The 26,532-nt window shown below is 40.1% G+C and carries 20 protein-coding genes and 1 pseudogene; 16 read left to right on the top strand and 5 right to left on the bottom strand.

Annotated features, from left to right (window positions below; translation table 11 throughout):
* Positions 1-709: 709 nt before the first annotated feature.
* The 4 genes from RWN13_RS11040 (at position 710) to RWN13_RS11025 (ending at position 5,975) form a co-directional block, all read left to right on the top strand.
* The gene (locus RWN13_RS11040) at positions 710-3,388 is read left to right on the top strand and encodes a cation-translocating P-type ATPase (protein ID WP_314063332.1); all 2,679 of its coding nucleotides are present in this window, start codon (positions 710-712) and stop codon (positions 3,386-3,388) included.
* Between the two features lie 174 nt (positions 3,389-3,562).
* The gene (locus RWN13_RS11035; RefSeq protein ID WP_314063329.1) at positions 3,563-3,835 is read left to right on the top strand and encodes a hypothetical protein; all 273 of its coding nucleotides are present in this window, start codon (positions 3,563-3,565) and stop codon (positions 3,833-3,835) included.
* A gap of 2 nt (positions 3,836-3,837) precedes the next feature.
* Positions 3,838-4,782, top strand: a complete 945-nt coding sequence (locus tag RWN13_RS11030) for a LacI family DNA-binding transcriptional regulator (RefSeq protein WP_314063328.1) — start codon at positions 3,838-3,840, stop codon at positions 4,780-4,782.
* A gap of 206 nt (positions 4,783-4,988) precedes the next feature.
* Positions 4,989-5,975, top strand: a complete 987-nt coding sequence (locus tag RWN13_RS11025) for an LPXTG cell wall anchor domain-containing protein (protein ID WP_314063326.1) — start codon at positions 4,989-4,991, stop codon at positions 5,973-5,975.
* Positions 5,976-6,043: 68 nt separating this feature from the next.
* On the opposite strand, the gene RWN13_RS11020 is transcribed toward RWN13_RS11025, so the two are convergent.
* Both RWN13_RS11020 and RWN13_RS11015 read right to left on the bottom strand, forming a co-directional pair.
* On the bottom strand, positions 6,044-7,693 hold the full coding sequence (locus tag RWN13_RS11020; protein WP_314063324.1) for a peptide ABC transporter substrate-binding protein: 1,650 nt from the start codon (positions 7,691-7,693) through the stop codon (positions 6,044-6,046).
* A 160-nt stretch (positions 7,694-7,853) separates the two neighbouring features.
* A complete protein-coding gene (locus RWN13_RS11015) occupies positions 7,854-9,272 on the bottom strand; it encodes a glycoside hydrolase family 1 protein (RefSeq protein ID WP_314063322.1) in 1,419 nt (472 codons plus the stop codon).
* A 200-nt stretch (positions 9,273-9,472) separates the two neighbouring features.
* Between RWN13_RS11015 and RWN13_RS11010 the strand changes: the two genes are divergently transcribed.
* On the top strand, positions 9,473-10,186 hold the full coding sequence (locus tag RWN13_RS11010) for a GntR family transcriptional regulator (protein ID WP_314063477.1): 714 nt from the start codon (positions 9,473-9,475) through the stop codon (positions 10,184-10,186).
* Between the two features lie 192 nt (positions 10,187-10,378).
* Positions 10,379-11,713, top strand: coding sequence for a PTS sugar transporter subunit IIC (locus RWN13_RS11005; RefSeq protein ID WP_314063319.1), 1,335 nt, complete (start codon positions 10,379-10,381; stop codon positions 11,711-11,713).
* Between the two features lie 323 nt (positions 11,714-12,036).
* On the opposite strand, the gene xylB is transcribed toward RWN13_RS11005, so the two are convergent.
* Both xylB and xylA read right to left on the bottom strand, forming a co-directional pair.
* Positions 12,037-13,533 (bottom strand): xylulokinase, encoded by a 1,497-nt coding sequence (xylB, locus tag RWN13_RS11000; protein ID WP_314063317.1) that lies wholly within the window; start codon positions 13,531-13,533, stop codon positions 12,037-12,039.
* Between the two features lie 80 nt (positions 13,534-13,613).
* Positions 13,614-14,921: a xylose isomerase gene (gene xylA, locus RWN13_RS10995; protein WP_314063315.1), complete on the bottom strand. Its 1,308-nt coding sequence runs from the start codon at positions 14,919-14,921 to the stop codon at positions 13,614-13,616.
* Between the two features lie 289 nt (positions 14,922-15,210).
* Here xylA and RWN13_RS10990 point away from each other — a divergent pair, with 289 nt between their 5' ends.
* Together RWN13_RS10990 and RWN13_RS10985 are read left to right on the top strand one after the other, a co-directional pair.
* Complete coding sequence (locus RWN13_RS10990) at positions 15,211-16,371, top strand: ROK family transcriptional regulator (protein ID WP_314063313.1); 1,161 nt, start codon at positions 15,211-15,213, stop codon at positions 16,369-16,371.
* 72 nt (positions 16,372-16,443) lie between these two features.
* Positions 16,444-17,379: a DUF561 domain-containing protein gene (locus RWN13_RS10985; RefSeq protein ID WP_314063312.1), complete on the top strand. Its 936-nt coding sequence runs from the start codon at positions 16,444-16,446 to the stop codon at positions 17,377-17,379.
* Between the two features lie 48 nt (positions 17,380-17,427).
* On the opposite strand, the gene RWN13_RS10980 is transcribed toward RWN13_RS10985, so the two are convergent.
* Positions 17,428-17,958, bottom strand: a complete 531-nt coding sequence (locus RWN13_RS10980) for a hypothetical protein (RefSeq protein ID WP_314063311.1) — start codon at positions 17,956-17,958, stop codon at positions 17,428-17,430.
* A 305-nt stretch (positions 17,959-18,263) separates the two neighbouring features.
* Between RWN13_RS10980 and celB the strand changes: the two are divergent.
* From celB to RWN13_RS10940, 8 genes and pseudogenes are all read left to right on the top strand, one after another.
* Positions 18,264-19,472 (top strand): annotated as a pseudogene (gene celB, locus RWN13_RS10975) (PTS cellobiose transporter subunit IIC).
* 21 nt (positions 19,473-19,493) lie between these two features.
* Positions 19,494-20,435, top strand: coding sequence for a haloacid dehalogenase-like hydrolase (locus tag RWN13_RS10970; protein ID WP_314063309.1), 942 nt, complete (start codon positions 19,494-19,496; stop codon positions 20,433-20,435).
* 41 nt (positions 20,436-20,476) lie between these two features.
* Positions 20,477-21,184: a GntR family transcriptional regulator gene (locus RWN13_RS10965; RefSeq protein WP_314063308.1), complete on the top strand. Its 708-nt coding sequence runs from the start codon at positions 20,477-20,479 to the stop codon at positions 21,182-21,184.
* Positions 21,185-21,353: 169 nt separating this feature from the next.
* A complete protein-coding gene (locus RWN13_RS10960; RefSeq protein WP_314063305.1) occupies positions 21,354-22,469 on the top strand; it encodes an S-(hydroxymethyl)glutathione dehydrogenase/class III alcohol dehydrogenase in 1,116 nt (371 codons plus the stop codon).
* A gap of 13 nt (positions 22,470-22,482) precedes the next feature.
* On the top strand, positions 22,483-23,307 hold the full coding sequence (fghA, locus tag RWN13_RS10955; RefSeq protein WP_314063474.1) for an S-formylglutathione hydrolase: 825 nt from the start codon (positions 22,483-22,485) through the stop codon (positions 23,305-23,307).
* Positions 23,308-23,489: 182 nt separating this feature from the next.
* On the top strand, positions 23,490-24,413 hold the full coding sequence (locus RWN13_RS10950; protein WP_314063302.1) for an ABC transporter substrate-binding protein: 924 nt from the start codon (positions 23,490-23,492) through the stop codon (positions 24,411-24,413).
* Between the two features lie 75 nt (positions 24,414-24,488).
* Entirely contained in the window at positions 24,489-25,517 is a 1,029-nt protein-coding gene (locus tag RWN13_RS10945) for an iron ABC transporter permease (RefSeq protein WP_314063299.1), read from the top strand.
* Complete coding sequence (locus tag RWN13_RS10940; protein WP_314063297.1) at positions 25,514-26,527, top strand: iron ABC transporter permease; 1,014 nt, start codon at positions 25,514-25,516, stop codon at positions 26,525-26,527. The genes RWN13_RS10945 and RWN13_RS10940 overlap by 4 nt, the downstream gene beginning before the upstream one ends.
* The last annotated feature ends 5 nt before the right edge of the window (positions 26,528-26,532 follow it).

The raw sequence follows: 26,532 nt of genomic DNA, 5'->3' as shown, positions 1-26,532 counted from the left end.
TTAGGTTATTAAATTAAGATCAACTAAAAAAACAGTAGTGTCAGGGCACAGCAGACACTTTAAAGCCTTGTTTTTGTTATTTTTGAATAACCATAAAGCCAATAACAATGGGCTTGTGGCAATTGGAAATTAAGGATGAGAGGTTGTTTCAACCAATCTTTTACAACTTGACAGGGAATTGAGTTGATTGAACGTTTTTGTTAGGTAAAGATTTTGTCAGTTTTATGATAGGGTTGCTTAGAATCGGCATCTGTCAGGTGGAAACGAGACTTTTGGCAGAGATACAATCAATGCTGATATTAAGGGAAACTGGTTTTTGTCTGGAAGGTTAATCAGATGATTCTTAGTAACCTTTCCTAATAAGACATGTCAATGAAATTCAGCTCTATTTTATTTAGTTATTATGAAAGTTTGATTTGAAAATTTCATGATGATAAGCAAACATCTTGCAAGATAAAAGTGAGTCTGATATTCTAAATAAGAATTAAATAAATCCCTTTTAGGGGAGTAACCAGCAAGCTTTTGATGTTGCGACGGTGTCAACAGTAAGTTAATCATGAAAATGATTTTCTGGTGCCGTATGAAATGGTGAGACCTAAAACAAGAAACTTTCTTGTTTTAGGTCTCATTTTTTTATTTTTGGAGGTGGAACATGTAAGCGCAAGGTCAATCATCGTAAACAAAAAAAACTATTTTAGGAGAATGACGTTTGAAAAAAGAAGTTTATCAACAATCGATTGACACATTATTTAGCGAAACAAGTAGTCAGCCACAAGGATTAGCGAAAGAAGTAGTCGAACAAAAGTTAGCCCAAGATGGCTTTAATCAATTGAAAGAAGCACCAAAAAAATCAAGTATTGCCTTGTTTTTAGAAACCTTTAAAGATGCCATGGTGATTGTCTTATTGGTAGTGGCAGTGATTCAAATGGTCATGGGGGCTCACGTTGAATCAGTAGTTATCTTTGCCGTGCTGTTGCTGAATTCCGTTGTCAGTGTTGTGCAAACTAAAAAAGCAGAGGGGTCCTTAGAAGCGCTAAAAAATCTATCAGCACCAGATGCAAAAGTAGTACGTCAAGGTCAGGAGCAAACCGTGCCGGCTAAAGAGTTAGTCGTCGGTGATATCGTAATTCTGGAAGCTGGGGATTACGTGCCAGCTGATGGTCGTTTGTTAGAAGAGGTTTCGTTAAAAGTCGATGAAGGCATGTTGACGGGAGAATCGGTTCCGGCTGAAAAATCAGTGAGTCAACTGGACAAAAAAGTGCCGATTGGTGATCGGCTGAATATGGTCTTTAGTGGAACGATTACCACTTATGGGCGAGGGAAATTTTTAGTGACTGCTACTGGAAGCCAAACCGAGATTGGACAAGTGGCAGAAATGTTGGAAAGTACAGTGGCCCATAAAACACCATTACAAAAAGGACTGGACAGCTTTAGTAAGAAATTAAGCCTAGCAATTTTAGGTTTATCACTGGTGATACTAGGCGTCCAATTAGCCCGCATTTTCTTTGGAGATAGTTCTGGTAACTTAACAGAAGAGATTGTCAACGCCTTTATGTTTGCTGTAGCTGTGGCCGTAGCGGCAATTCCCGAAGCTCTGCAGTCAATTGTGACAATTGTCTTGTCGATTGGCACGAAGAAGATGGCGAAACGGCACGCGATTATCCGTAAGCTAGCAGCAGTTGAAACCTTAGGATCAACCAGCATTATTTGTACCGATAAAACGGGGACCTTAACACAAAATAAGATGACCGTTGTTGACCATTATTTACCAGGTCAGGCAGAGGCTTATCAGCAAGAAGCCGGTAATTGGTCGATGGATGAGCAGCGATTATTAGAGATTAGTACCTTATCCAATGACGCATTGATTGCTGAAGATGGTTCAAAACTAGGCGATCCGACAGAGATTGCTCTAATTGATTTTAGTGAGAAACAACAGAAATCTTATAAAGCACTTCGCCAGGAATTCCCCAGAATAGGTGAACTACCATTTGATTCCGATCGTAAACTGATGTCGACCCTTCATCAGGTTGATGGCCAACGCCTTATGATGACAAAAGGTGGTCCTGATATTGTATTTGCCAGAAGTCAATCGATGCTGTTAAATGGAAAAGTGGCGCCTCTGACAGAGGAACGTCGTCAATTACTTCAGGCGAAAAATGAAGAATTTGCGGAACGAGCGCTGCGGGTGTTGGCGTTTGCCTATAAACCGATTGCTCATCAAGATGAATTGAGTTTAGAGGATGAATCTGATTTAGTTTTTGTTGGCTTGTTGGCAATGATTGATCCGCCACGAGAAGAGGTTTTTCAAGCAGTTAAAGATGGGCAGTCAGCCGGGATTAAGACGGTGATGATTACAGGCGATCACAAAACAACAGCTGTTGCGATTGCAAAAGAAATTGGGATTTTTTCAAAAGGTGATCTGGCCTTAACGGGTGCCGAACTGGATGAACTAACCGATGAAGAATTATCAGCCTCCTTAGAGAAGGTCACTGTTTATGCCCGGGTATCCCCTGAAAATAAAATTAGAATTGTTCGTTCATGGCAAGATAAAGGGCAAATCGCAGCGATGACAGGTGATGGTGTCAACGATGCGCCAGCCCTTAAACAAGCTGATATTGGGATTGCAATGGGAACGGGAACCGATGTGGCAAAAGATGCAGCGGCCATGGTCTTAACTGACGATAATTTTGCTTCGATTATTAGTGCAGTTGAAGTTGGGCGGAATGTGTTTGACAATATTAAGAAAGCAGTCTCGTATTTATTCGCAGGCAATTTAGGGGCGATTATTGCGATCATCTTTGCTTTAATCATGGGATGGGATAACCCCTTTACAGCATTGCAGTTGCTGTTTATTAACTTAGTAAACGACTCTTTACCAGCAATTGCCTTAGGGATGGAAAAAGCTGAACCGACGATTATGAAACGGGCACCAAGAGATCCAAGTAGAGGGATTTTTTCTGGAAAGACCTTGATTGCTGTAACATACCGAGGGATCTTGATTTCATTAATGGTAATTGTTGCACAATGGCTAGGCATGCAGTATTCCGCTGAAGTAGGTGTTGCGATGGCTTTCTCTACGTTGATTTGGAGTCGAACACTACAGACTTTGCCTGCTCGTTCTAATACAGAGACAGCATGGCAAGCCGGATTCTTTTCAAATCCAATGGTTATTCTGGCAATTGCCATATGTGGTGGTTTATATGGGGTGACATTGATTCCTGGTTTAAGAGAAGTCTTTGCGATTCCAGCCGATTTTTCAGTGTCCCACATTGCTATGAGCATGGGCTTGTCTATTATTGCAGTGACTTTAATGGAACTGACCAAGTTAGGTCTAATGTGGTATCAAAGCCATGTTAAAAAAAGTGAAGTAGCTCGAGATACATTGTAAGTTTGTAGCCCCCTAACTGGAGGGGGCTTTTTGAGGTTTTTTGGGTAGTTTACAGAAGATTAAGCTAAAATCAACAGGTCGGTTGTAGAAAAGTCAAATGAAACAAAAAGCTTGCATTGAAACTCGTTTCATCCGCTATACTAAAGTTAAATAAAATGAAATGAGGGATTGAGAATGAATACGTATGTGAAGATTGGCGAAACTTATTTCCATGTTTTTGTTCATATTGAAGATGGCGTGATGTCTTTGAGAAGTATCCAAGGGTTTCGTAAGGCAGTACAGAGGGAGATTCGGTTAGGAAGCATTCAAGATTTATTTGTGATTGAATTATGGGGAAGCAGACAAATTACCTTTACCTATGAAGGCGAAGACTATCGTATTTTTAATCAAGGCTTAGCTATGGTAGACTATTTAGAAAGGAACTTATGTGAAAAAGTGAGGGGTTAAAGATGACGACCATTAGAGACATTGCCAAGCTGACAGGTTATTCGGTTTCAATGATTTCACGGGTAATTAATGATTATCCCTATGTTGATGAGGAAAAGCGTCAAAAAATCTTAGGGGTAATGAATGAATTAAACTATGTGCCAAATCGGATGGCTCAAAATTTGAGTTATGGTAAGACTAGGAATGTAGGCATTATTATTCCATTTGTTAATTACCCATACTTCGATCAATTGTTAAGTGGCATGACTCAAGCGGCTTTTGCTCATTCTTACAAGATTACCCTGTTACCAACGAATTTTGATCAGGAATTAGAGCTTGCCTATCTCAATGAATTTGCCACCAAAGAGTTTGATGGCTTATTGGTCGCTACACGAGCAAATCCGATTGAAACGTTTATCCCCTATTTTAAATACGGTCCCATCATCTTTTGTGAAGAAACGCCGGATATAGAGGTGGGGAGTGTCTATATTGATTTAGCTGGATCTTTACGAGAAGCCTTGACCTCATTGAAGGTAGCCGGTGTAAAAAAACTAGGTATTACCCTTGGTAGAAGCAAGGGGGTGAGTCGAAATTCTCGCCTGACAATTCAGTTATGTCAGGAAATTTTTCCCAATTTTACTGATGACCATATTTTTTGGGACTGTTTGACAGTTGCAGATGGGGTAGAAGCGGCAGCACATTTTAAAGAGCGTGATATTGATGGGATTCTGGCTAATGGTGATGAAGTAGCCGCCTCAATCCTTAGAAACTATCAGCAAGAAACAGAGCCGCTCATTATAGGTCGGGAGAATTTATTAGTCAGTGATATTATGGCGTTTTCAACGATTGATCATCACGTTATTCAATGTGGAGAAAAAGCTTTTCAGTTGTTTTTTGACAAAAGATTGGACAAGGTGAAGATGCCTTATACCTTTATCAAACGAAATCGTCACGGACAGGTTGAGTGATGCCTGTCTTTTTTTGCTGTGAGCCTGTTTTATTGAGGCTGAAGGGGGTTAATCTACTTATGCTAGTTACTTAATGGTCAGATTGCTTTTCTGTGGTGTTAAAAGTAAAGAATTTATTAAATAGGGAGATTATTTTGAATTTGTCTATTTTTATTGTAACGCATGTGTTACGATTGTTACATAAAGATTACAAAGGAGTGATGGAAATGAAACAGAAATTAGGTAAGGCAATTATGATGGTAGTATTATTAATGGGAATGAGCCAAACTGCATGGGCGGAAGACACAATTGTGCCAGCAGAGAAAACGGTGGCGACAACTGAAACAAGCAGCAGTGAAGCTGTTCAGGAATCAACAGAATCATCTAGTACCAACCAAACAGAGAGTGTGCCTGAATCGTCGATTTCGAAAGAGGACGTTCAAACGATTGAGAACGAGGTGGAAGCCCTGATTAGAGATCAACTGGGAGAGAAAACTGGAGAAGAGGTACCATTAGATAGTGATTATCCAGCAAGTTACATTCGTCAAGCGCTACTAGAAAATTCAGAATATGGTATTAGTCAAGAGGCACTAGCCAAGTATACTGATTCACAACTTGAGGATACGATGACATTATTTCAACGATACGGTTTCGATATTTCAGGAATGGATTTTAGTTCTTATGTTAGATTATTAAATACACTCTATGTCGATAAGACGGTGTCTATCGATAAAGCTTTGGCACAACTGTCGTTTAATCCTAGTAATTTTAATAGTTTTGCTGAAATGATTCCCCAAGTAGCTAAGTTGCAACAGTATTTAAGTGCACTTTATCCTAGCAACAGTAGCTTTATGGCTGGCAAAGAGATGAGTGATGACGTGTTAATCGCAACATTAACTCATTTAGATGGTTTTGAGCGACAAATTAAAGAAGACGGCCAAACTTTAGGGGCTGGCAGAATGGCCTATATTCTCAATGCAGAAGCCTACGGAATGACAACCAATACAACACCCTCTACATCAGATACTAAAAAGGCTGATGTTCCAGTAGCCTCATCAGATACTAAAAAAGCTGATGAAAAAGGCGGTCTTTTAAAATTGCCACAAACCGGTGAAGAAAAAGCCAAATGGGCAGTGTCAATTCTTGGCGTTGTCTTGATAATTCTAGTAGTTATCTATCTTGTAAGACGTAATAAAACCAATAAAAGTAAATAATGACTTTTTTGGAAAGATGAAAATGTACCTATAAAAACAGCTCTGGATGATTCACCAGAGCTGTTTTTTTATTCTTCCAAGTATGCTGTTTTGTAATCTAAACTAGGCCCTGTTGTATGATAAACAACGCCTTTAAATTGGGGATTTCTTAAGAAAGCACTACTTTGGAAATAAATTGGCGTGACGCCAGCCTCTTTCAAAATGATTCTTTGAGCGTCTTGTAGATTAGTCCAGCGGGCTTCAGAGTTATTGGCATTGGTACTACTTGCGTCCAACAGTTGTTTGTCGTATTCAGGGTTATTATATTTACCCCAATTACTAGCTGAATCAGACTGGAACAAACTAAGAAGACTTGAAGCATCGGCATAATCCGCTCCCCATGTCGGCATGTAGATATCAAAATCCTGCTTGGTGGCTTGCTCGATAAAAACGCCTACGGGGCTGATGTTGACATCGACTTTAGCACCTGCTAAATTTTCTTCAATGGCACCTTGAATATAAGTGCCTAAGCTCTTCATTCGATCAGAATCAAAGGAAATCAGTCGGATCGTTAAGTCTTCGATATTGAGTTCTCTTTTTGCTTCAGCCCATAGTTTTTTAGCTTCAGTAACATCGGTTTTCAACAAATTCCCAGCATCTTCGGTGAAGTCTTTTCCTGTGTTTAGGTTAATTTGTAACTTTGGTGGCACAATTCCAGTAGCAACGGCGGAACCATCCCCTAAGATATTTGTCACTAAGGCTTCGCGATCGATGACTAAAGAAATAGCCTGACGGATTTTTTCATTTTGATAAATCTTATTCGTATGGTTGTAGCCGAAAAAGGCAATGGTCGGTGCATTTTCCGAAATAAAACCTGGATCTAAAGCTTCATTTTTCACGTACTCACCAGAAATAGCAACTTGATCGATTTTTCCTGTCTTATATAAATCGATGCCTGAGTTTGTTTCTTTGATTACTTGAACGTCGATTTTATCGAGTTTAACCTGTTCTTTATCCCAGTATTTCTCGTTTTTATAATAAGTCCAGCTACCGCCGATTCCTGGACCTGCAAAATCTCCCAAAGTGAAAGGTCCGTTGTAAATGGCGTGATCGCTATCTATTGAAAATTTATCTCCCTGACTTTCAGTATAAGCTTTATTTAACGGAAAAAAGGGGGGATTCGCTAATAAGGAAGAAAAATAGCTGCTTGCTGTATGCAAGGTGATTTCAACGGTAAAGTCGTCTATTTTTTTTACGCCTAATTCAGAGGCCTCTTGATCGCCGGCAATAATCTCTTTTGCCTGTTTAATGCTGGTGAAATATGGTAAGTTTTCGGCGGCACTCTCAGAGGTAATAGCACGATTCCAAGCGTAAAGATAATCATCGGCCGTTACCTTTGTTCCGTCAGACCATGTGGCTTTATCGTTTAACTTAATCGTGTAAGTCAAGCCGTCATCACTGATTTCCGGTAGTTCCGCTGCGCCAGCAGGAACAGGTTGATTCGATTCATCTAGCCGGTATAAGCCTTCGTAAATATTGTTAATCACGATGCGGCTATTAGAGTCAATGGCATTTGATGGATCAATCGTGTTTAGTTCCTGAGCATTAGCTAAGGTCACTTCTTGTTTTGATGGTTCAGATTTGTTAGTAGAACTAGTTGTATTGGAATTAGTTGAGCAACCAACCAAAAAAACCCCCAGAACGATGAGACCGCTGTATAACCCTGTTTTCTTTTTCATTATCCCACTCCTTTTACTATAATGTTCCTTGGTACGTAGGTCTTATTGTACTAAAAAAAGCCGTTGACTTATATTGGGAATAAGTGAATACATATGTTAGGCAACAGCGAATGCTAAAAAGCTCAGCAACAGTCTTAACCGTTGCTGAGCTTAAGAAAAATTAAACTAATAAATCTGTATCGTACTCAAAGCCGTTTTGATCACTAAGTTCCTTATAAAATTCACCACTCTTTTTAATGGTTCGCTTTTGTGTGGCCAGATCAAGTGAGACAAGTCCATATCGATTTTTATAGGAATTAATCCATGACCAACAATCAATAAAGGTCCAAAGGTGATAGCCTTTGATGTTACAGCCTTGATCGATGGCTTTCCATAAGTAAGCTAAGTGATCTTTGATGTAATCAATCCGATAGTTATCGTTGACTTGGCCTTTTTCATCCATAAAACGTTCTTCATCTGCAACACCCATGCCATTCTCAGAAATAAAGGCTTCTATGTTACCATAATTATGTTTGATATCCAAGCATAAATCCAAAATCCCTTTTTCGTAAATTTCCCACCCACGATACTCGTTCATTCGTCTTCCAGGCATGATGTGAAGATCAAAGAACCAGTCAGGTAAAAATGGACCGTCAGGATTAATCCCCGTCAGGCGTGCTTTAACACGTCGTGGTTCATAATAGTTTAAGCCTAAAATTTGTGAAGTATTCTCAGCGATACAACTTAAATCAGCTTCGTTTGTGTCAAGTGGCAGTTGATCATATTCCCCTAATAAATCCACTAAAGCAGTCGGGAAAACGCCTTTAACCATGGGATCCAGAAAGCTTCTTGTGTAGAATAAATCGGCAATTTCAGCAGCTTTAACATCAGCTGGATGCTGGCTGCGCGGAAAGGTGGGACTTAAATTTAAAATAACCCCAATTTTACTTGTTAAGTGATGTTTTTTGAAGGCTTCAATTGCTTTGGCATGTGCCAACACTGTAAAGTAAGCTGCTTGGGCACCACGTTTGAAGTCAATGATATTAGGATAATGGAAGTCTTCCAAATATGAACCAAGGATAGGACCTAGAGGCTCATTAAAGGTAAACCAGTGATAGACCAGATCACCAAATTCTTGAAAGCAAGTATCAGCAAACTTAACATAAGCAGCCACTACTTCACGGGATTCCCAACCCCCTTGATCTTGGAGTGCAGCTGGCATATCAAAATGATAAAGGTTGGCGAAAACTTTCACGCCGTTTTGCGTCATTTCAGTAAAAAGGTCACGATAAAAAGCGATAGCCTTGGGGTTAACTTCGCCAACACCATCATTTGGAAACATTCTTGCCCAAGAAATAGACACTCGAAAGGAATTATGACCCGTTTGTTTCATCAATTGAACGTCTTCTTGATAACGATGAATATGATCCGTGGTTACGGCTGAACTAATCCCTTTATAAAAACGATAAGGTTGCTCCTTATACCAGCGTTCCCAAACAGTCTCTGCTTTACCAGTCTCGCCTCTGCCTTCGGCTTGTTCAGCCGACCAAGCGGACCCCCACCAAAAATCTTTTGGAAATGTTAACTGTTGCTTATTCATCCTATATCCTCCTCATTAAAAAACTAATAAATCTGTTAGTTGTCTCAACCATAATATCATGCTTAATAACAAAAAGAAATGTTTATTATTAAAAATATATACTTTATTGTGATTAGGTGATGTTTTAAGTGGAAATGACGACCATTTTTATGTTAAAGTATAGTAGCAGGTATATCTATAGGATAGAATGGATGAAAAAAATGAAAAAAATACCAAGATACATGGAAGTTTATCTCGATACAAAAGAAAAAATCACTAATGGTTATTATAAAATCGGCGATAAGTTGCCAACAGGAGATGAACTAGCAGAAAACTTTAAAACCAGTAAGCTGACGGTGAAAAAAGGATTGGATATGTTAGTAACAGAAGGAATTATTCGAAGTCGAAGCGGGTTTGGGACAGAGGTTTTAAGAACGCCAATTGATAATTCAAAGGTTTTTGGTCCTAACGAAGGATTGTTCAGTGTAGTGGGAGAAGAGCATGTGGACTCAGAAATTCATACCTTTTCAATTGAACTACCATCGGAAAAAGTAGCTGAAATGCTAAAAATCAGTGCCAAAGATTATGTGTATAACATTATTCGAAGTCGTTTTATCGATCATCAACCTTATTCCATTGAACAAACTTTTATGCCGCTGTCGGTTATTCCGGGATTGGAGCCGAAGCATTTAAAGAAATCAGTTTATTCTTACATTGGTAATGAGCTGAACTTGGAAATAAAGTCCTCTCACATCTGGATAAAGGGTGATTTAGCGACTGAATTTGACGCTCGTTTATTGAGTATTGAAGCTGGCGATTTTATGATAGAAGTGGATAAGGTGGTCTCGCTAGCGTCAGGCACGCCTTTTGAGTACTCTTTATCCCGACATATTTATAAGGATTTTATTTTTGAAGCTGTTTTTGTTGAAAATTGATAGGATTAGAAGTCTAATAAATTAAGAATATCAGAGAAATCATGGACTAGGCATTGGACTATTCCATGATTTTTTTTATTTCATATTAAAATATATATCTTTTTAAAAAGAGGTTTACTTTTATAATTAAATGATGTATTATTTTGTTGTAGACAGAGGAACCGTTTGCAGAAAATGAAGAGGAGAACTGTTATGGAGAAGACGAAGAAAGACATTATATTTGAAAAATTTGGAATCGTCGCCACGAAAATCGGCAATCAAATACATTTAAGAACCTTGCGTGATGCATTTGCTACCTTTATGCCGTTTATGATGTTGGCAGGTTTTGTTACATTAATTAATTATGTTATTTTGGAACCAACGGGCTTTATGGGAAAGATTATCAACCCTGATACCTTGATTAAAGTTCAAGAAATCGGCACGTCAATTGCCAACGGCACCTTAAGCATAACTACTTTATTAGTGGTTGCCGCTGTATCATATCACATGTGTATCAGTCGAAATTACACCAACCATATTGCAGCGGTTTTAGTGGCAATTTCCACATTTGTTGTACTAACCCCCATGAAGACCATGTTTATGCCTGAAACTGCCAGTAAAGCGATTGAAGTGACTGGGGTTATTCCGGTTTCACATACAGGGGCGTCAGGTATGTTTGTGGGGATTTTTGTTGGTTTGTTAACGACCGAGTTATTTATTAAATTATCGACTAATGAAAAATTACAAATTAAACTATCGGGGAATATTCCGCCGGCAGTCTTGAAATCATTTAATGTTCTGATTCCGATTATGATTACTATTACATCCTTTGCTATCTTGTCTTTTATTATCAACCAATTATTTAATATGGATGTGAATGGGTTGATTACCAAACTTATTACAGGTCCATTAAGTAAGGTGACAACTGGATTACCGGGCTTTTTACTGATAACGTCTGTGGCTAATTTGTTTTTTGGTTTTGGGATTCATCAAGCGGTTATCTCAGGATCGTTGCTGGACCCGTTCCTGATTCAAAACATGCAGGAAAATATGGCAGCTTATGCTAATAAGACCGAAATTCCACATATTATTAACATGGCTTTTAAAGATACCTTTGCCGTGATGGGGGGGTCTGGAAATACGATTGCGTTGCTAATCGCTATTTTTATTTTTAGTCGTCGGAAAGATTATAAGGACTTTGCGAAACTGTCAGTGGCACCTGCGGTATTTAATATTAGTGAACCAATTATCTTTGGCTTACCAATCGTTTTTAATATCAGTTTGATTATTCCTTTTGTCTTGGCACCCATTTTTTCATTGACAGTCGCTTATTTTGCTACCGCGGCTGGTTTAATTAATCATGTGGTAGTCCAAATTCCTTGGACAACACCACCAGTTATTTCTGGCTTTTTAGCGACAGGAGGAGATTGGCGGGCAGCTGTATTACAAATCGCCATTATCGTCGCCAGCGTCTTTATCTACTTGCCGTTCTTGCGTGTAGATGAGAAAGTGACTGCGAGTATGGCTTTAAAAGAAACTAGCAACTAAAGGACTGGGGAAAAAAAGTCGAGTAGGTATGACCTCATTGCTGAATGAATTTAAAATAACGATTGTTTGCAGGCAATCTATGAAATAAACGGAGCTAGTTGGGTGTATAATAAGAATATAAAATAACAGTTAAATAACGTATCGCTAGGATTCCAGAGAGTAGGAGTGATTGAGATGTGGCCATTTCTTTCAGTATTTTTTACCCAAGTGATGATTGTTGCAGTGTTGTTTACTTTTATTCGGTGGCTCAATTGGTACAGAAGACGATTATAAGAATAGCGAATCAATGCCAGTGATCTTGGCAATTGATTCGCTTTTTTTAATTAAGATAAATCAGACAATTCATGACAGATATTCTTAGTAGCCGGATAGACCTGTTGATAGACCTGATAAAGTCGTTGATAATCTGCTACGTTTTCTGGAATAGGCGTGTAATGATCGCTATAGTGAACTAAGGCCTTGCTGCATTCACTTATATCTTTATACCAACCGGCACCGACAGCAGCAATCATGGCTGCACCAAGGGCAGGACCTTGCTCGCTAGTTAAAGTTGTAACGGTTGTGTCAAAGATATCAGCTTGGAGTTGGAGCCAATGCTTATTTTTTGATCCTCCGCCTACAGAAATGATCGTTTCAATTGCTTTTTTAGCGTGTTGGGTCATTATGTATTGTGACTCTTTTAAGGAAAAGGTAATGCCCTCAATAACAGAGCGCGTAAAATGATCAAGAGTGTGACGGGCATCCATCCCAATGAAACTTCCTCTAATTTGACTGTCAGCGTAAGGGGTTCTCTCTCCCATAATATAAGGACTAAATAACAACCCATCTGCACCAATTGGCATATCCCCAAGGTTGTGCAAGAGCTCCTCATAAGTTTTATCGGCAGCAAATGTGTCCTTAAACCAATTCAAGCTATAACCGGCGGAAAGGGTGACCCCCATTGAATAATAGGCATTTTCCGCGGCGTGGTTGAAGTAGTGAAGATCACCGTGATAGTCGGCCTGACTACCTTTTTCATAAGACAGAAAGACACCGGAAGTGCCAATACTAGCCAAAGCCATTCCTTCTCGAGTTATTCCAGCACCCAAGGCAGCACAGGCGTTATCGGCACCACCGGCATAAACCATGACGTCTGCGGTAAAGCCTAAGTGTTTTGCCAGTTCAGGTTTCACCAGACCGATAGCCGCGGAAGAGTTCACCAATTTCGGGAAAATGTTTAGTGGCAACTCAAATAGAGTCGCAATGGTCTCACTCCAAGTGCGTTTTCCCACGTCTAGGAGCAAGGTACCTGCCGCATCAGAATAGTCCATTTGTTGATTGCCAGTCAAATAAAAGCCGGCATAATCTTTGGGTAAAAGAAAGCTGGTTGTTTGTTGCCAAACCTCAGGTTCGTGCTCCTTGACCCACAAAATTTTTGGCAAGGTAAAGCCTTCCAAGGCACGATTTTTAGTAATGCTAATGACTTCTTGACCAGCTCTCTCCATGATGTTCCGACATTGAGGGGTGGTTCGTACATCATTCCATAAAATGGCTGGACGTAAAGGTCGTCCTTCTTGGCCAAGTAGAACCAAACTATGCATTTGACCTGAAAAACTAATTCCTTCAGTCCGCTCAGCGGCATCAGGTATTTCTTGAATAATTTGCTGAATCACTTGCTCTAAAGCATCTGTCCAAACATCTGGATCTTGTTCACTATAACCTGTTTGAGGGGTGATAAGCTCATACTCTTCTTGTTTAATGGTGACGATTTCGCCTGCTCTATTAAGTAGAATTCCTTTTAAAGAGCTAGTGCCTAAATCAATTCCAATCAAATAACTCATGTTGAACCTCCTGTTTTAAGTGATGTAACTTGTTAAAAGCTAAGGCAGACTAGTTTAAGTTTGCCTTAGCTGTCAGATGACTAAACTAAGTAGTCATTTAATTTTGATTTCAATAACTCGATATGGGTTGATTCGTTTGTGATTTGATCATTCTCTAAGGCATAAGCTGCTAGAGAACTTAGAGTTTCGTTACCAGCGACAATCGACTCACCAATACCTGTTTGATAACTGGCGTAACGACGCTCGATTTCTTTATCAAAGAAGCGGTCTTCTTTTAGTTTAGCAGCAGCTTTTAGACCACGGGCAAAGGTATCCATACCGGCGATGTGAGCAAGGAATAAGTCTTCCATGGCAAAAGAGGAACGGCGTACTTTGGCATCGAAGTTAATGCCACCTGGGGCAATGCCACCATTTTCCAAGACTTGGTACATAGCTAAGGTCGTATCGTAAATATTTGTCGGAAACTCATCTGTATCCCAACCTAATAAAACATCTCCTTGGTTCGCATCTAATGAACCAAGTGCATCATAACATCTGGCAACATAAATTTCATGTTCGAAGGTATGACCAGCTAAGGTCGCGTGATTTGCTTCTAAGTTTAATTTGAATGAATCTTGTAAATTGTATTTTTGTAAGAATGCCATGGCAGTCGCTGCATCGTAATCATATTGGTGTTTCGATGGCTCCATTGGTTTTGGTTCAATTAAAAATTGTACCTCGTGTCCGATGTCTTTGGCATAATCAACGGCCATTTGAAACAGTCGGGCAATATTGTCTTGCTCCAACATCATATCAGTGTTTAGTAAAGTTTCATAACCTTCTCGCCCCCCCCAAAACACGTAGTTTTGACCGCCCAGTTTTTTGCTCAATTCTAACCCTTTTTTGACTTGTGCAGCCGAATAAGCGAAGACATCTGCATTGGAAGAACTGGCAGCCCCATGAACAAAGCGTGGGTTAGTAAACATATTAGCCGTATTCCAAAGTAATTTAATACCAGTTTCGGTCATTTTTTCTTTGATTAAATCGGTAACAATATCTAAGTTGTCTAAAAATTCTTGCAACGTTTCTCCTTCAGGTGCAATGTCGACATCATGAAAACAAAAATATTCCATGTTTAATTTTTGCAGAATTTCAAAACCGGCTGTTACACGATTTTTCGCTGTTTCCATTGGATCGTCAGTAAGCCATGTACGCTGGTTAACGGGTGCACCAAAAGGATCAGATCCATCTTGAGTTAGGGTATGCCACCAAGCCATTCCAAAACGTAAATGTTCTTTCATGCTTTTGCCAAGAATAATTTCTTCAGGGTTGTAATGTCTAAATGCAAAAGCGTTTTCAGTTTGAGTGCCTTCATACTTGATTGTGCTGATTGTTGGGAAAAATTCCATTGTAATACCTCCAAGTTTTTTGAGTAAGTTTATCGTACTAACTATATGATAATGAATTGAAAGTTAATTGTCAATCATTATCTCAGGAGAGAGAATGGAGGCGCCGAGGGAGTAAGGATTGTTATGAAGGGGCAATATGATATAATACTTTCAAAGGGATTATCAAGCATGTCAGTCTCAGTATAATGAGAAAATTGCCAGTCTAATGGCGATACGTTAGCATGATGAACTAACAACTCAGTTATCTAGATAATTGTTAACTAAAATAAAATAGGAAGTAGTGAAAGCAATGCTTGTAGATAAATACATGATTAGGAAACAAAATGAATCCATGGTATTAGAGCAAATTATTAAACACCAAAGGATTTCTCGAGCAGAAGTAGCCAAAAAAACGCACTTGAATAAGGCGACTGTGTCGGAAATTACTGCTAGTTTAATCGATAAAGAACTAGTTGAGGAACTAGGTGAGGGGAATAGTGCCAAGAAAGGTGGGCGTAAACCGGTGTTAATGGGTTTTAATAAGCAAGCCGGCTATACCTTAAATTTTGATTTAGGATATAACTACGTCTCAAGTTCTCTAACTTATCTAGATGGTAGTTTTGTTGATACTAGAAAAATCAAAAATTTTAGTGTTAATCGAGGCAATGTCTTGAAGATTCTAACAGAAATAATCAATGATCATCTGACTAAATGTCAGGATAGTTCGACGTATGGCATAGTGGGCATTACAATTGCCATACACGGAATTGTTGAAGAAAATCGGATTAGTTTTACACCCTATTACGATTTGGATCAAATCGACTTGGCAGGGGAATTAGGTAAGCTTTTTAACGTACCAATCATGTTGGAAAATGAAGCTAATTTAACGGCGATAGCAGAAGCAACCTTCTCCAGTCGTGATTTTGAAATTGTTAGTTTGAGTATTTATAGTGGAATTGGGGCAGGGATTATTATGAACAATCAACTCCACAAGGGGAAGGCGGGCAAGTCAGGAGAAGTTGGTCATTCCACCTTATTTCCTAAAGGGCGGACTTGTCCTTGTGGCAATCAAGGGTGTTTGGAGCAGTATTGTTCTGAAAAAGCCGTACTTGAGGAGTTTTCAAATAAAACGGGCTTAGAAGCGGATTTGGATGTTTTTATGACGGAGTACCAAAACCAACAGCCCATTGCTTTAGCAATAATCGCAGAAATGGCGTTTCATTTGTCAATCGGTGTCAATAATCTAATTTGTCACTTTTCACCGGAGACCATTTTTTTAAACAGTGCCATTATTCGTAAAATACCTGATATGCTGCCGCTCATAGCCTCTCATCTAACAAGTTCCTTTAATCAGGATGTGGAGTTAGTCAATTCTGCGTTAGGGGCAAATGCCACTCTTTATGGTGCGGCTGCCTTAAGTATTCGCCAGTTTTTAGAAATTAAGTCTTTGGATTTAACAGAGGCGTTGTAAGGTACGGAATCAAATTATCAGGGGGAGTGGCTTAACCTTTTTAAGTTACTAACCGGAAAGTAGTGAAACAAAATGAAGTCAATTTGTGATTTATTAGGTATTCGTTACCCTCTTTTTCAAGGAGCGATGGCAGAGGTTGCGCGATATGAATTAGTCAGTGCCGTTTCCAATGCAGGGGGGCTTGGGATATTAGCCTCAGGTGGACTCTCCGCCGATCAACTGCGAGAACAAATTAGAGCATGTAAAGAACGGACGACCAGCCCTTTTGCTGTTAATCTAATGCTCATGATGCCTAATCTTGTTGAATTGATCGCTGTGGTGATTGAAGAAGACATCAAGGTGGTGACGACGGGAGCTGGTACACCTAAGCCTTATATGAGTCTATTGAAAGAGGCTGGGATTAAGGTGATACCGGTAGTGCCCTCAGTTAAGATTGCCAAAAAGATGGAAGGGCTAGGTGTGGCTGCGATTATAGCAGAAGGTACAGAGTCAGGTGGCCATGTAGGAGAGACCACGACTATGGCCCTAGTCCCTCAAGTTGCACAAGCCGTCAGTCTTCCGGTTATTGCAGCAGGTGGAATTGCTGATGGACATGGGGTCGCCGCCGCTTTTGCATTAGGGGCTCAAGGGGTTCAGTTGGGAACTCTTTTTTTGACAGCCTTGGAGTGTCCCGTTCCACTCAGTGTCAAACAAGTGATTTTGGCAGCCGACGATACGTCGACAATCGTCACTGGGCGTAATCGTGGGGTTCCTGTTAGAAGCATAAAAAACAAGATGATTCAAGAGTATCAAGCCTTGGAGGTTGCCAATGGGTCTCGTGATGAATTGGAAGCGTTGGCCCTAGGATCGCTGCGCAAAGCGATGATTCAAGGAGATGTGGAAAATGGCTCAGTGATGGCTGGGCAAATTGCAGGGATGATCAGGGGGATTCGCCCTGTACAGGTAATCATTGAAGGGCTTTTTGTTGAAGCCAATCAGGTGATTGCATCGTTGAAGTCAATCAATTAGTGTCAGATACTAAAAGACCAAGTTGGGACTAGTCCCAACTTGGTTTTTTTACCCGTGTAAAATTTTTTTTTGAAACAATTCTTTATTAGGGTGTTCGTTATAATATTTTTTGGCGTAAGTGCAAAGATAGTCGCATAACAATTTACTGTTAATGCTAATATGTTCGATTGGTGGCTGATCTTTGGTGATTGGTGAAACTGTTCGGGGTTCTTCACCAGAATGAATATTAAAGTAAAGATTGTCGTATTTAATTTCACCTGTCATCGCTGAATCCCCTTGGTGAAGTAATAAACAACGTAGCTTGTAGCAAGCATAACCATTAAACTTATGAAGCATTTCTTCCATCTCGTGAATGGCATTGAGCTTGTCATAACTGTTCAGTGTGTTAAGGGTGCAATGGAAATCTTCATGCTTATGCACGTGGTTATTGTACCAATTGCGATAACGATAACCGACATTTTTTTCATTTGGGTATTCAATTTGGCTGCAAATATCAGGCAAGGTTAAGGCCAAAGCTAGGGCAGGTAAGGGACAGTTCTTGGCATTGGCATCTTGAATGACTTCAATTATTTTTAGCATGAGCAGTTCCTTTCTCAGTCTATTTATACAATAAATAATGTTATATTTTATTTAATTATACAGGAGAAAGGTCTTATTTGATAGTTCCTAGAAAGAAAAAAGTAAAACGTTTGCATTATTATCCGGAAAATAGTACCATCAACTTATATTAGTTGGTACTAATATTCCGGATAGGTTTTTGGCCAAAACCATGCACGTTTAAAATCGCAACTGGAGGTAAAACCATGAATAAACTAAGTGAAGTGTTAGAAAAAAGATTAGGACCAATCGCATTGAAGATCGGCAATCAACGACATTAATTAGCTATTAGAAATGGAATTACGTTAGGCATGCCACTAATTATCATAGGATCAATATTTCTAATTTTGGGAAATTTACCAATTAGCGGCTATGAGGATTGGCTAGCGGCCAATGGAGACTTAGGAGCTTGGTTTGCTAAGGTGGTGGATGGTTCTTTTGGTTTGATGGGGATTATTGCCGCCTTTGGAATCGCCTATAACTATGCTAAAGGGTATAATGTTGACCCAGCATCAGCAGGAATTATTTCATTGTCATCCTTCGTGATTGTGACGCCAAAAATGTTTGATGCAGATGGTGGGGCAGGGATTTCTTATGGATTTATGGGTAGTAAAGGGCTGTTTGTGGCTATTATTGTTTCATTAGTAAGTGCTGATATATTCCGCCGTTTTATTCAAAAAAATATTACCATCAAAATGCCGGATACGGTGCCTCCAGAGGTTAGCTGATCTTTTTCAGCCTTAATACCAGCAGCTGTAATTATTACTCTCTGGGCCCTTTTAATAAAATTCCTGGAATTACTAGGAATAGGGAATATTCATGATATAGTAATGTTAGTATTAGGTCGCCCTTTGGGAGTTCTAGGTGGAAGCTTAATTGGAACGGTTATAGGGATTATGTTAAATTCACTTTTTTGGTTTACGGGGATTCACGGTGGAAATATTGTGGGATCGGTCTTAAATCCTATTTATTTAATCAATACCGACGCCAATCGTCTGGCCTTACAAGCCGGAAAAGAGTTACCAAATATTATTACTTCGCCCTTTATGGATAATTTTGTTTATATTGGTGGTGGCGGTGCAACATTGGCACTGGTGATTATTTTAGTAGGTTTCGCTAAGAGCAAGCAATTAAAAACAATGGGGAATTTATCCTTGGCATCGGGTGTTTTTAATATCAATGAGCCGATTATGTTTGGAGTCCCTGTGGTGATGAATCCGACATTAATCATTCCTTTTGCCTTGGCACCGATGGCCAATGCTATTATCACTTATTTTGCCATGAGTGGGGGAATCGTGTCTAAAACAGTCGGAGTTGCAGTCCCCTGGACGATGCCACCAGTGATATCCGGATTTTTAGCGACTGGTGGCGATGTAAAAGCATCGGTTTTACAGATTATCTTAATTCTTATTGATTTTGTGATTTATTTCGGGTTTGTTAAGACATTGGATAAACAATTGTTTGCTGAAGAGCATGGGCAATTGAGTTATAAATAGAAAAAAGGATAGGTGAAAAAAATGGTAAAACGATTATTAAGTTGTTCAACAAGTGATATTGAGAAGATGAGCGGCTCAGAGTTAAAACAATCTATTTTAGCATCAGAAGGACGGATTATTTGTACCGAGACAGTTGTTATGGCGGCACCTGTGGCAAATGATATTACCAATGCGGAAGTTGCTAGAGCCTATGGTGCCGATTTGATTTTGCTTAATGGCTTTGATTGCTTGAATCCAGTGGTTATGGGATTACCGGGAATGACCACATTTGAGGACATCATCAAGGTGATGGAATCAGGTGCCGCAGGTAACCCAATCGCTGAATTGAAGCGCTTAGTTGGCAAACCGATTGGGGCTAATTTGGAACCCGTGGATTTAGAGGCAGATATGGCAGAGGACTTACTGGTAATCCCAGAAGGACGGATGTGCTCTGAAAAAACCTTGAAAGCAGCTGAAAAATTAGGTTTAGACTTTGTATGTTTAACTGGGAACCCAGGGACAGGCGTTACTAACAAAGAGATCGGCAAAGCGATTGTTCTCGCTAAAAAACATTTCTCAGGTCTAATTATTGCTGGTAAAATGCATGGTGCAGGTGTGGCTGAACCTGTGGCATCTTTGGAAGCAGTCAAAGCGTTTGTGGCAGCCGGAGCTGATGTTATTCTCTTCCCTGCTGTCGGAACGGTTCCTGGTTTTACTGACAGTGAATTAATTGAAGCGGTGAAATTGGCCAAGAGTCAAGGATCCTTAACAATGTCTGCCATTGGCACAAGTCAAGAAAGTGCCGATCAAGAGACGGTTAAACAAATTGCTTTACGCAATAAAATTTGTGGGGTGGATATTCAACACATTGGCGATGCTGGATATGGTGGCATGGCACCTGCGGAAAATATTTATGCGATGTCACTTGCTATTAGAGGGATGCGTCACACCTTAAATCGGGTTTCTCGCTCAATTAATCGCTAATTACAGGTTATAAAGATAAAGAACTAATGGGGGGCGTATTGGTGGCTAAATATCATGACATTGCGGCAGTGCTGGCAAAGAAAATTGTGGAAGGTGACTACCGAAAGGTCAAAAAACTACCAACCGAAAAAGAGCTGATGGAACAATTTCAGGCCAGCCGTAATACCATTAGAAGTGCTATTTCCTTGCTGTCTGATCAAGGTTATACGTATCAAGTCAGAGGAAGTGGCATCTATATTAAAGAAATAAATTTTGATAACAGTGTCAACTTAAACGTGGTTAAAGGAATGACCAGTGAATTTCGAGAAAAAGTTAACCAGTCCAAGTTGCTGGAGTTAAAATCGATTGAGGCGGATCAGGAACTTGCTGAGTTGTTTGGTATTTCCAAAGGGGATCTCTTGTATTACGTTAAGCGAATTCGCTATCTAGATAAAGAACCAATTCGCGTTGAGATGACTTATTATCGTCAGGATATCATTCCTTATTTAGGAAAGGATATTGTGGAACATTCGATTTATGATTATCTGACAGAGAATCTGGGACTGCAGATTGGTTTTGCTGATCGTCAAATTTCAGCGGATTATTTATCGGAAGAACATGCTGGCTATTTGAAGTTAGGGACTCAGGATCCTTGCTTAAGAATTAAAGAAAAAACTTATCTTACCAATGGGCAGTTATTTGCTGTAGCAACAGGGATTCTGCATTTTCAAAAGATTACCTTGTTTGCCAGTGGCAAAGTCTTTGAATAACAGTGGAAAAGGGAAGTCAGTGATGACTTCCCTTTTTCCTGTTTGAAACTAGCTTCCTTATTAGTTTTTTTTCTCAAAATCTGATAGAGTGAAGGTATATAGTTCTTGTTAACTGATTAAGTGACAGGATATTATATCCTTATAAAATAGAACAAGGAGCGATGTCTTAATGAAATCTAAAGCAGCCGTAGCATTTGGTCCAGGTGAACCATTAAAAATTGTAGAAATCGACGTAGCAGCACCGAAAAAAGGGGAAGTTATGGTTAAGATTTTATATACCTCTGTTTGTCACACAGACGCGTTTACTTTGTCAGGTGATGATCCGGAAGGTGTTTTTCCTGCGGTCTTAGGTCATGAAGGTGGCGGAGTAGTCGTGGAAATAGGTGAAGGCGTCACTTCTGTTGCTGTTGGTGATCACGTTATTCCCCTTTATACAGCGGAATGTGGAGAATGTGAATTTTGTTTATCTGGCAAGACTAATTTGTGTAGTGCCGTCAGAGAAACTCAAGGAAAAGGCTTAATGCCTGATGGCACCACTCGTTTCAGCTACCAAGGTGAGCCAATCTACCATTATATGGGAACCAGTACGTTTAGTGAATACACGGTATTACCGGAAATTTCCTTGGCTAAGATCAACCCAGAAGCACCATTGGATAAGATGTGTTTACTCGGTTGCGGTGTAACTACGGGGATTGGTGCCGTTCACAATACAGCAAAAGTCGAAGAAGGGTCAACGGTAGCGGTCTTTGGTTTAGGCGCCATCGGGTTAGCTGTCATTCAAGGAGCGGTTCAGGCTAAAGCCAAACAAATCATCGCCATTGATCTAAACGAAGATAAATTCCGATTGGCCAAAGAAATGGGGGCGACGGATTTTGTTAACCCAAGCCAGCATCAAGAACCGATTCAAGAGGTGATTGTGGCCATGACTAATGGTGGCGTTGATTATAGTTTTGAATGTATTGGCAATGTGGATGTGATGCGTTCAGCTTTAGAATGTTGTCATAAAGGCTGGGGCGAAAGCATTATTATTGGTGTGGCAGGGGCAGGGAAAGAAATCTCTACCCGTCCTTTTCAATTAGTGACCGGTCGTGTCTGGCGTGGGTCGGCTTTTGGTGGTGTTAAAGGACGCTCACAATTACCAGATATGGTCGAGGATGCCATGAGTGGCAAAATCGACATCGACCCATTTATCACTCAGACCTTACCATTTGATGATATTAATGAGGCTTTTGAGTTATTACATGCAGGGCAAGCAATTCGAACTGTTTTATCCTATGGAGGTTAATATGACACTAACAGTGGAGTTAATTAAATGCAACAAAGTCTTTGATGGGGAACAACGAAAGTATCGTCATTATTCTGATACACTGAAATCAGAAATGACCTTTAGTCTGTATTTACCTGCTAGCGAGGAGCCACTGCCGCTGGTTTGGTGGTTATCTGGTTTAACCTGTAACGACGATAATTTCTCTCAAAAAGGGAGTTTTCAAAAGTATGCGGCTGATCTTGGACTAGCTGTTGTTATGCCAGATACATCCCCACGAGGTGAGTCAGTTGCCGATAGTGAGGATTGGGATTTAGGCAAGGGTGCTGGTTTTTATCTAGATGCAACCGAAGAGCCCTGGCGGGAAAATTATCAAATGGCGAGTTACATCTTAGGTGAACTTTCGGAAATAGTGAAAAGTTTAATTCCTGATTTTTCTGGTAAAGAGGCGGTGATGGGCCATTCAATGGGAGGTCATGGTGCCCTTGTTCTGGGGTTAAAAGAAGAGGAACGCTTTACTTCGATTTCGGCTTTTGCGCCAATTCTAACCCCTTCAGATGTGCCATGGGGGCAAAAGGCATTTCGCCATTATTTAGGCCACGATGAAAAAAAATGGCAGGAGTGGGATGCAACTGCCTTACTCAGCCAGACTGAAAAAGTACCAGCGATTTTAGTGTCACAAGGTGATCAAGATGAATTTTTAAAAGAACAATTAGTCTCCACAAAATTCTTAACGGTCTCTGAGAATAAGCCTGAGGTTCACTATGAACTAAAATCAGGGTATGACCATAGTTATTACTTCATTGCCACATTTATCGAAGAGCATCTAAAGTTTCACTATCAGTATTTAACTAAATAGACAAAAGTGCCATTCCATTCAATTTGTGGAATGGCGTTTTTTTTCGAATATCCTACTTAATGAAAAAAATCACGAGAAACGATTGTAAATAATCTGAAACTCATCTATAATTCTAAATGAGATTGATTCTCATTATCAATTAAAGATAGAATGATATCTATAAGAAGTGGAGATGAGTAAAAATGAAAAAAAAGTTAGCCATATTTTTAAGTATTGTTGGAGTCGGCAGTTTATTAGCCGCCTGTGGAAGTAACAAAGAGGCAACAGAAAAAAACAATCAAAGCAAGATTGTCAAGACTGAAATGGGGGATGTGGAAGTCCCTGTGAAGCCTAAAAAAGTTCTAGTTAATTGGTATTTAGGTGATGTGGCAAGTTTAGGTGTGACACCTGTTGGTTATTCAGGCTGGGCACAGGAAGCGATGCCGTTTTATGAGACGATTAAAGAGGTACCAGCCATTGAGAAATGGGAAAAAGAAGAACTATTGTCGTATGAGCCTGATTTGATTATTACCTACAGTAAAGAGGATTTTGAGAAATTTTCAAAAATAGCACCAGTAGTTGTGGTGTCGGAAGCAACGAGTTCAGAGGATCGCCTGACCTTTTTAGGTGAAGTTCTTGGCAAGGAAAAGGAAGCCAAAGAGCTGAACCAAACTTTTGAAACAAAGCTAGCTGGGGCCAAAGAAATGTTTGCAGGAGATGAATTTAAGGACAAGACCTTTAGTTTGTTTGAAGACTGGGGAAGCGGGTCTTACGGAGTTTATTATGAGACAGGTTCTCGTGGTGGCAAGCTGTTGTATGACTATATTGGATTGAAGAAGCCTGCCAAGTTAGAAGAATTGGTGAAAAGTTCTGGTGAAGGTCGTGGCTCACTATCTTATGAAGTTGCCGCTGATTATTTCGGTGATTATATCTTGTGGTTTTTACAGCCGGATAAAGAGTCTGAATTTGAACAAACGGCGATTTGGAAAACCATTCCAGCTGTGGAAAAAGGCAATGTCACCAAAATACCTGGGAACCTCAACGGGTTGTTTTATTACTCAGATGTGGCTAGTTTAACGGGTCAATTGGATTATTTTGTTGAGCATTTAAAGGTTAGCGCAAAGTAATATAAAAGCTTCCCAAACATATTTTTGGGAAGCTTTTAACCTACTATCGAATGAATCATAAAATGGAGTGAAGATATGCAACAATCAATCAAAAGGGGGCAGCGAAAAGGATCTTGGAATTTCACCTTTTACATCGCTTTGGGCCTCCTGTTACTCGTTATGGTTGCTATGGCATCGATTGCTTTTGGTGCGGCTGACATGAGTCTCGCAACTGCCTGGGGGGCTTTATTTGACTTCGATCCTAGGGTGACAGAACATCAAATCATTCGAACGCTGCGATTGCCACGAACGGTTGCTGACATGATTGTAGGGTGTAGTTTAGCGGTTTGTGGGGCAATCATGCAGGGAACAACAAAAAATCCACTGGCTGATTCAGGTTTGATGGGGATAAGTTCTGGGGCGACCTTTGCGATTGCGTTGTGTTTGGCTTTTTTGCCTAATCGAACCTATAGCATGGTCATGTTTTATGCGTGTATAGGCGCAGCCCTTACGACGGGATTGACGTATTTTGTCGCCTCAACAGGTCGACGAGGTATGACACCTCAACGTTTGGTATTGGCAGGGATGTCCATCTCCATGCTTTTCGGTGCCTTAAGTTCCTACCTATCCATTAAATTTCGTTTAGGTCATGCCTTAATGTACTGGTCTGCTGGTGGGACAGCAGGGGCAAAATGGAGTGAATTGACGTTGATTTTTCCTTTCTTTATATTGGCTGTATTGGGGTCCATCGCTCTATCACCATCCATTACCATGTTGAGTTTAGGAGATGAAGTGGCTGTCGGCTTGGGGCTTAACACAAAAGCGGTTAAAGGGGTCTCCACGCTGATCGTTCTGGTTTTAACTGGGTTATCTGTAGTCGTTGTGGGACCTGTAGGTTTTGTGGGATTAATTGTTCCTCACATGATGCGTTATTTAGTGGGGGTTGATTATCGTTATATTATTCCAGCCAGTGCTCTTTATGGTGCCTTGTTAACAGTGGTTGCCGATATTATCGGACGGCTGATCAACCGGCCTTTTGAAACGCCTATGGGGATTATTTTTTCCGTGATCGGTGTGCCCTTCTTTTTATATTTAGTGAAAAAACAACGGAGGGAATTTGAATGAAGACAACGGCTTATAGCTTGAAGCGAAATATAGGGATGATTGTTGGCTTGATTATTCTCACCTTTGTGATTGGAATTATTAGTATTAATTCTGGGAAAATGAACCTGTCACCTAGTGAAGTTTTGGCTGTTATCATGGGAGAGGGGACGGCTCAGCAGGCTCTAATCGTCTATGAATTTCGGCTACCACGAATTATTTTGGCCATTTTAGTAGGGATCGGCATGGGGGTCTCGGGGACGATTATGCAGAGCTTGTTACGAAATGATATGGCTAGTCCAGGAACCTTGGGAATCAGTTCTGGTTCTGGTTTGTTTGTCTTAATTTATATCGGAGTATTTTCGACGAAAGGTTTTTCTTCCGCTTTCGGGCTACCGATTGTGGCGTTTATTGGCGGGCTCCTATCTGCTCTGATTATTTTTCTGTTGTCATACAATCGTGGTCGGGAGATTTCACCAACAGGGTTAATATTAACGGGTGTTGCCGTCAGTAGTGGCTATAGTGCTTTAACCACTCTGATTAGTCTGAAGCTAGATGAGCGCCAAATGGATTTTATTCAACGGTGGCAAGCGGGAAATTTGTGGGGAGATGACTGGCGTTATTTAGCTATTTTAGCACCCTGGGTCATCATTTTATTGACTTATACGATCTACAAATCTCGTGTGTTAAATGCCATTAACCTCGGCAATGAAACGGCTACGGGCTTAGGTGTTGCGGTTAAACCGGAATTTTTAGGTTTATCCTTGGCGTCAATTGCCTTGGCTTCTGGTAGTGTGGCATTAGGTGGTAATTTCTTTTTCGTGGGCATGATAGCCCCCCATATGGCTCGCAAATTGGTGGGGGCCAACCATAAATTCTTTTTACCCGTTGCTGGTTTATTAGGGGCGATTATCATTTTATTTGCAGATACCCTGACCCGTTCGATTAGTTTTGGCAGCGATGTGCCAACGGGGATTGTCATTACGGTACTAAGCACCCCTTACTTTTTATATTTACTGTCAAAAGCTGATTAGGAGGT

The organism is uncultured Vagococcus sp. (genome assembly GCF_963518325.1).
Lineage (GTDB): Bacteria > Bacillota > Bacilli > Lactobacillales > Vagococcaceae > Vagococcus_D.
Note: the sequence above shows the minus strand (reverse complement) of the source record. Positions and strands in the feature narration are given on the sequence as shown.